1 pseudogene is annotated in these 255 nt (G+C 65.9%); it reads right to left on the reverse strand.

The features are described 5' to 3' along the window. Positions 1-255 (reverse strand): annotated as a pseudogene (locus IC66_RS0133005) (hypothetical protein); the annotation flags it as partial.

The raw sequence follows: 255 nt of genomic DNA on the forward strand, positions 1-255 counted from the left end.
TTCACGATAGGTCGGATACGGCGCGAAGGCGCCCGGGCCGGTATAGGTCGGGCCCTGGTTGACGTGATAATACTGCGTGGCCGGCTCGGCGAGACGCTCATAGGCGCCATAGCCATAGCCATAGCCATAGCCATAGCCATAGCCATAGCCGTAGCCGCCGCAACCGGTGTTGCAGCCGGAATAGACCGGCGCGACCGGCTGGCACGGGTTGAAGCCGCACGCCGCGGCGGGTGCCGTGGCGACGAACATCACGGC

The organism is Bradyrhizobium genomosp. III, from assembly GCF_000261705.1.
Classification (GTDB): domain Bacteria; phylum Pseudomonadota; class Alphaproteobacteria; order Rhizobiales; family Xanthobacteraceae; genus Bradyrhizobium; species Bradyrhizobium ottawaense.